This is a genomic window from Leptolyngbya sp. AN10 (genome assembly GCF_050565645.1).
In the GTDB taxonomy this organism is placed as follows: domain Bacteria; phylum Cyanobacteriota; class Cyanobacteriia; order Leptolyngbyales; family Leptolyngbyaceae; genus Leptolyngbya.
Map to the genome: position 1 here is coordinate 188,229 of NZ_JBNXVP010000013.1, position 6,545 is coordinate 194,773.

Below are 6,545 nucleotides of genomic sequence, written 5' to 3' on the forward strand. Positions count from 1 at the left end.
CTGGGAGCACAACCCGGAGTTCTTAGCCCAGTTCAGTGGGCTTCCCCGATTAGCCCGGAGATTCATTTCCGGGCGGGTGAATGCAATGAACGATTGATTTTCAAACACCCTCCTAGTGTGCGTTAGGCACACTTTGTCTGTATAGCCCCGAATTCCATTCGGCAGGAGCAGGATGCTACATTTGATTGATCTGCGCCAACGTGTTTCGATACCCTTCAGCATCACCTCTTTGCAAGAATAAATCAGCCGCGCGTTGCAGATCGACGATCGCACTTTGACGATTGCCCATTCGCATCAATAAAATGCCTCGGTGATAAAATGCTTTCGGTCGGTTTGAATCGAGGCTAATCGCTTTACTGAAATCCGCGATCGCACCCTGAACATCTCCGGTTTTCATTCGTGCTTCACCGCGATCTTCGTAAGCATTCGGATTGTTGCTATCGGCATCGACCGCAGCACTAAAATCTTGAGTTGCACCAAATCGATCGCCTAATTTTTCTCGCAATTCTGCTCTTTGGGATAGCGCGGCTGCAAAATTTGGCTGGATCTGAACGGCTTGAGAATAATCTGCGATCGCGCCTTGTTTGTCACCGGATGCGGCTCGTAAATCTCCACGGCTCTTAATCGCAGGTGCAAAGTTTGGATCGAGTTTTAAGGCTTGGTTGTAATCTGCGATCGCGCCTTCGGGATTATTTAGTGCTGCTCGAATCATACCGCGCTGATGAAAGACAGTGGCACGATCGGGAGTCAGAGTTGCCAATTTCGTCAAATCCGCTTCAGCCGCTTCGAGATAACCGAGTTGGGCATTGACTTGAGAGCGATTGTAGTAAGCATCGGCTAGAGTCGGTCTGAGACGAATCGCTTGGGAAAAGTCGAAGAGTGCTTTCTCTGAGTCGCCAATTTGATGCTGGATTGTGCCACGAGCGACGAAAGCCTCAGCGGAGTTGGGTTGAAGTTTGATTGCTTCATTCAGATCGTTTAATGCCGCTTGTCGATCGCCTTTCTGTAATTTGGCAAATCCACGATTAACCAGGGCAGGAGCGAATTTCGGCTCGACTCTCAGAGCTTGATCGAAATCTGCGATCGCTTCATCCCAACTTTGTGATTGGCTCCGTATAAATCCACGATTTACGTAGGCGGCGGCGAGATTTGGGTTCAGTTGAATGGCTTGGTTGAGATCTGCGATCGCTGCCTCGGTATCTCCCAAATTAAATCGCGCACTGCCCCGATGAGCGTAAATCATGGCATCGGTGGGATTCATTTGTGCAGCTTGATCGAGATCTTGGATTGCGCCTTGGTGATCGCCGAGCTTCGATCGAATTGCTCCGCGACTCACATAAGGACTGCCCCAAGTAGGATTAAATTGGATCGCCTGATTGAAAGATTCCAGCGCATCGCGGTATTTGGCATCTCGGACTCGATTCTCACCTTGACTGAAAAAATTCTGAGCTTGCTGAAGTCGATTTGCCTCTTCAGGAGTCGGTTTGGGTGCATCGGGCTTGGACTCTTGGGCGATCGCAGGTAAACCAACCAGTCCTAAAACCGAAATTGCGGCAAGATGAAAGAGAAGACGAGTAAAACGCATAGAGTGAAACCTGATCCGATCGAAGTTGAGGTTTTCTTTGCCCTTAACATTCCCTCGAACCAGGTTTCAACTGACACTTTCTATTTGGTGCAATTCGGAATTTACGGAGTTTTTTGTTAAGTTGGGATGAGTTCTCCGGGTCTGAGCTTCGCCCACTTACCCTGTTCTTCTTTGAAGCTGAGACAGCCGACGACATCCCACTCCATCTCGATGTATTCGCTGCGATCGCGAATATTCACGTTAATCGTCGGTTCGGTCGCTTCAAAATCTGGAGTTTCAGTCAAATGGGCTTGTTCGTGCTGGGTTTCGACCGCATGATAGGTGGTGCAGCGATCGACATAATGGCAATTGACGCAAATACACATGATTTCCAGTTCCTCTGATTCAGAATAGAGGGATAGGTCGCTTCCTTTTCTGTTACTCTAGCTCAGGCGCAATCAAATTATCACCTGATCTCAGGTTGCATTATGTTGCGCTCGAACCGTGGAAAATTCTCTCCCACTCGATTTTTTTGTTACAGTACGACTTCGATCTAGGTTAGCAAGCGCGTGAATTTGCAGTTAGAACATTTTCGCAACGTGGCATTGATTTCATCTGCTCTGTCGCCGGAGACGTGGCCCTTTAATCTAAAGTGGCTGCCAAAATCCGCCTGTTTGGTTGGCGGGACAGTGCGAGATGCGTTGCTCGATCGACATTCTGAATATCTCGATCTCGATTTCGTTTTGCCCTTCAATGCGGTCGAGACGGCACAAGCGATCGCGCGTCATTATCGGGCGGGTTTTGTCGTGCTGGATGCTGAACGACAGATCGCCCGCGTCGTGTTTGAACAGGGAACGGCGGATTTTGCGCTTCAGGTCGGTGAAACGCTCGAAGCAGATTTGCGGCGGCGCGATTTTACAGTGAATGCGATCGCGTACAATCCCCACACGAAAGATTTGCTCGACCCGCTTCAGGGATATGAGGATTTGCAGCAGAAACGCCTCAGAATGGTGTCTGTTGAAAATCTGGCAGAAGATCCGTTGCGACTCTTGCGGGCGTATCGCCAAGCTGCTCAACTTGGTTTCTCGCTGGAATTAGAGACTCAGCAGGCGATTCGTCAATTGGCTCCAAACTTGAGTCGAATTGCGGCAGAACGGGTGCAGTCTGAATTGAATTATTTGTTGGGAACGGCGCGGGGAACGCACTGGATCAAGACCGCTTGGGAAGATGGATTGCTGCGAGATTGGTTTCCGAGTGCGTCGATCGACAAACTCGCCCAAATCGCCGCGATCGATCATGTCACGGTTCACTTACAAGAAACCTGGACAGAATTTTGGTCGGAACTGAGTCGCACCGTTCGCGGCACTCCGAAAGCTTCTGAGGCGAAAGGATCAGTCCGAACTTGGGTGACGATCGCGAAACTAGCGAGTTTACTTCCTGATGATCCCGAACTCGCAGAAGCGCAATTATGGCGATTGAAATATAGTCGTGCGGAAATTCAAGCCGTATGTACCGTTTTGAGAGCATTGCCACAGTTGAAATCGGATCATGCGATCGCCAATTGGTCACTCGCTGAACAATATCAATTCTTTCAAAGTGTGGGCGCGGTTTTTCCTGCGATCGCGCTTCTGGGATTTGCGATTCAGCTTCCGGTGGAGGATGTCGCGATGCTCATCGATCGATTTCTGAATCCGGCTGATCCGGTCGCTCATCCGAGTCCGATTTTGACTGGACAAGATTTAATCAGCTTATTGCAAATTCCGCCGAGTCCGAAAATCGGAAAGATTCTAGCTGCATTGCAACTCGCGAGAGCAGAAGGAAAAATTTCGACTCGTGAAGACGCGATCGACTTTGCGACATTGATGATCTGAAAATTAAGGTTCGTAAATCGGGCTTTCGAGATAAGCTTGTAGTCTAGATTACGGTTTCGACTGCCTGAATTGCTGCAAGGGACTGGATAAAACCTTCAGCTATGAAATATAATTGTCAACTGTGTCTAAATTTAGCTTAAGACTGCGACAAACCAGTAAGGGGTAAACAATGGCTAAACGCCGTAACCAGAAGAAAGAGAAAGCGCTGCGTAACCAAGCCTACGCACGGAAGTTCCGCAAACGGACCAACACAGGTCGCTTTGGTAATCGGGGTAGACGATTCGATGGCAACCGCGATGAGAACGAAGGTGAGTCGGGTGAAAACCGGGTTGCTGAAGGCGCAGCGGATGTCTAAATTGGGTTCGATAGCGGCTTAGACGATTCGCGATCGCGCTATGAATAAGTTCATAAAAAAATCCCTCGACTGAGAAAGTTTGAGGGATTTTTGATGGTTATCGAATCAGTTTTGCGACTTCAATTTCGATGTCTGGAAAAGCAAGCGGGTGAATCATGCCACTGGTTAAGGTGCTTCGTGATTGATACTCTCCGTCTACCGGGTCACGAAATACGACCAGTTCTCTTCTTTTCAAATTGATCACCCAATACTCAGCAATATTCGCTTCTGCATAAATTGTAGTTTTGACTTTCAGATCTTTTTCAAGACTAGACTCTGAGTATTCGATTACCCAAAAGATGTTTTCTGGATAAGGGTGATGTAGTCGATAGATAGAACTATCGGGATCAACGATCGCTAAATCGGGTTCTGGTTCCGAACGATTTGACAGAGTAATGGGATGCCCTTCTCGAACTTTCGCACGATCTTTTAGTCGATCGCGCAAATAGTCTCCTGCATCACTGCTTAAACTCGCATGAGGCGTTCCTTCGGGCGGCATCTCAATCAATTCTCCATCTAATAATTCAACCCGCACGTCATCGAAAACACCCGCTCCGATCGCTTGGTGATAGTGTTCGATCGTCCATTTCAAAGTGCTAATCGTCATGAGCGACTCACAGACTCGACTTAGTTGATTGTTTCAATTCTATTGCTTTGAACGGTTTCGAGGGCGTTAATTCTGATTCGGATTTGGTTCTTCCCAGTTGAATAACTTTGCAATCGCTTGCAGGAGTTCGATCGGCGTTAAAGTATCATCCAGTGCGCCTACAACTTTCAATTGGCGAAGTTGTTGAGAACCAAACCACTTTGTGCCTGGAGCAATCAGCACGACGGGAATCGATCGAGTTTCAGCTAAGGAGTAGGGAATCAAAACGGGAGCAACGCCCCACTCCCCACCCCCTACTTCTTCACAACCATCCCTACTTCACAACTCACTTAGGATTGCTATGGTGCTGCGAATTTGATTCGCCAAGCAAACGTTCGGGGTGATTAAATTCACATTCCTAACTGTTGTGCAATCCGATTGTGTGTTTCAATCAATTTCCCAACATCGATCGTCGTAATTTTCCCTTGATCTACAATCTTCCGACCATTAATAAAACTGTAATCGACTGTATTCACTTGACAGAAAATCATTGCAGCAACCGGATCGTGAAGTGCTCCCGCGAACTCTAATCGATCGAGATTGATTGCAATCAAATCCGCAGACATGCCCGGAGCTAAATATCCAATATCATCCCGTCCCAATACTTTCGCGCCACCTAATGTTGCAATCTCCAAAGCTTCTCGTGCGGTCATTGCAGCCGCATCCAATTCTCGAACTCTTGCCATCAAAAATGCAGTTCGAGCTTCATTGATCATGTTCGATGTATCATTCGATGCTGAACCATCCACACCCAAACCCACTGGAACTTGATGCTGTAACATTTTCCGAATCGGAGCCATTCCACTCGCTAAGCGCATATTGCTACAAGGACAATGTGCGATGCCCGTTCCAGTTCTACCAAAGAGTTGGATTGCTCGATCGTCTAACTGGACGCAATGCGCGTGCCACACATCATCACCCACCCAACCGACTGATTCTGCATAGTCTCCGGGTGTCATGCCAAACGTAGATAAGCTGTACTCAACATCAGATTTGTTCTCTGCTAAGTGAGTGTGCAATCGAATCCCAGAATACGATCGAGCTAATGCCGCTGATTCTCGCATCAAATCCTGAGTGACCGAAAAAGGGGAACAAGGAGCCAAGGTAATTCTCAGCATCGAATGTCGATCGTTGTTGTGATATTGCTCGATCAACCGCTGACTATCTTTCAAAATATCAGCTTCTTTTTCCACAATCGAATCTGGGGGCAGTCCTCCCTGACTTTCTCCGACACTCATACTGCCGCGACTCGCATGAAATCGGAGTCCAACCTCTTGAACGGCTTGGATTTCATCATCTAATGTACTACCGTTCGGATAGATGTATAGGTGATCACTCGCAGTGGTACAACCCGATCGAATCAATTCAACGGCTGCAACTTGAGCACTCACATAGATGGCTTTAGAAGTGAGCTTTGACCAAATGGGATAGAGCGTTTGCAACCAGTTGAACAGCGAACCATCTTGAGCGGCTGGAATGACGCGAGTTAAGGTCTGAAAGAAATGATGATGCGTATTGACTAGACCAGGCAGAACAATATGTCGATCGCATAAATCCAGTACTTCATCTGCGGTGTCGGGAAGTTCTGCGGTCGTTCCCACTTGCTCGATTACATTGTCTCGGATAAATAAAGCACCGCTGCGAATTTCTCGGCGCGTGGTATCCATCGTGACTAAGGTGTGAATGTTTTTGATGAGCAAGGTGGACATAAAAATTGATTAGTGAAGGATATTGATTGGTCTATCGCAACTGTCGATCGAGGGATGTGTTAGAACACACAATTGATTGATATAAACGAGCACATATACATTCAATAAGAAAATTCTGTAGCAAAAACTACCAATTTAGATCCCTAAGAACGCTTGTCACGGTATCCTAACATTAGATTTCCCTCCCAGTTTGCAGCTCCATGAGAACCGAATGTTGTCAAGTCGCTCCCGAAATGGGCAGCAATTCTCATTATGACTTTTGACTATCCAAAGCCATGAGAACGCGGTAGGGTAAAAGAGTCAAAAGCCCCTTCAGTGAGTCGAAAACGTTGACCCCGACCCGCAAGTTTGACGGCATCAT

7 protein-coding genes are annotated in these 6,545 nt (G+C 47.5%); 2 read left to right on the forward strand and 5 right to left on the reverse strand.

Annotation, left to right across the window (positions count from 1 at the left end; translation table 11 throughout):
• Positions 1-175: 175 nt before the first annotated feature.
• Positions 176-1,585 carry a tetratricopeptide repeat protein gene (locus ACQ4M5_RS19705; protein WP_430677374.1) on the reverse strand — a complete coding sequence of 470 codons (1,410 nt, stop codon included), beginning with the start codon at positions 1,583-1,585 and terminating at the stop codon, positions 176-178.
• Positions 1,586-1,701: 116 nt separating this feature from the next.
• Positions 1,702-1,950, reverse strand: a complete 249-nt coding sequence (locus ACQ4M5_RS19710; protein WP_430677375.1) for a Ycf34 family protein — start codon at positions 1,948-1,950, stop codon at positions 1,702-1,704.
• Between the two features lie 183 nt (positions 1,951-2,133).
• Here ACQ4M5_RS19710 and ACQ4M5_RS19715 point away from each other — a divergent pair, with 183 nt between their 5' ends.
• Together ACQ4M5_RS19715 and ACQ4M5_RS19720 are read left to right on the forward strand one after the other, a co-directional pair.
• On the forward strand, positions 2,134-3,435 hold the full coding sequence (locus ACQ4M5_RS19715) for a CCA tRNA nucleotidyltransferase (protein WP_430677376.1): 1,302 nt from the start codon (positions 2,134-2,136) through the stop codon (positions 3,433-3,435).
• A gap of 169 nt (positions 3,436-3,604) precedes the next feature.
• Complete coding sequence (locus ACQ4M5_RS19720) at positions 3,605-3,790, forward strand: hypothetical protein (RefSeq protein ID WP_068388672.1); 186 nt, start codon at positions 3,605-3,607, stop codon at positions 3,788-3,790.
• Between the two features lie 97 nt (positions 3,791-3,887).
• On the opposite strand, the gene ACQ4M5_RS19725 is transcribed toward ACQ4M5_RS19720, so the two are convergent.
• From ACQ4M5_RS19725 to ACQ4M5_RS19735, 3 genes are all read right to left on the reverse strand, one after another.
• Complete coding sequence (locus tag ACQ4M5_RS19725; protein ID WP_430677377.1) at positions 3,888-4,436, reverse strand: Uma2 family endonuclease; 549 nt, start codon at positions 4,434-4,436, stop codon at positions 3,888-3,890.
• A gap of 66 nt (positions 4,437-4,502) precedes the next feature.
• On the reverse strand, positions 4,503-4,700 hold the full coding sequence (locus tag ACQ4M5_RS19730; RefSeq protein ID WP_430677378.1) for a hypothetical protein: 198 nt from the start codon (positions 4,698-4,700) through the stop codon (positions 4,503-4,505).
• Between the two features lie 125 nt (positions 4,701-4,825).
• Entirely contained in the window at positions 4,826-6,184 is a 1,359-nt protein-coding gene (locus tag ACQ4M5_RS19735) for an 8-oxoguanine deaminase (protein WP_430677379.1), read from the reverse strand.
• Between the last annotated feature and the right edge of the window lie 361 nt (positions 6,185-6,545).

What these genes read in the sequence shown, in the direction of transcription:
- ACQ4M5_RS19725 (WP_430677377.1), bottom strand. Translation starts at nt 4,436, where the DNA reads ATGACGATTAGCACTTTGAAATGGACGATCGAACACTATCACCAAGCG.
- ACQ4M5_RS19720 (WP_068388672.1), top strand. Translation starts at nt 3,605, where the DNA reads ATGGCTAAACGCCGTAACCAGAAGAAAGAGAAAGCGCTGCGTAACCAA.
- ACQ4M5_RS19705 (WP_430677374.1), bottom strand. Translation starts at nt 1,585, where the DNA reads ATGCGTTTTACTCGTCTTCTCTTTCATCTTGCCGCAATTTCGGTTTTA.
- ACQ4M5_RS19735 (WP_430677379.1), bottom strand. Translation starts at nt 6,184, where the DNA reads ATGTCCACCTTGCTCATCAAAAACATTCACACCTTAGTCACGATGGAT.
- ACQ4M5_RS19710 (WP_430677375.1), bottom strand. Translation starts at nt 1,950, where the DNA reads ATGTGTATTTGCGTCAATTGCCATTATGTCGATCGCTGCACCACCTAT.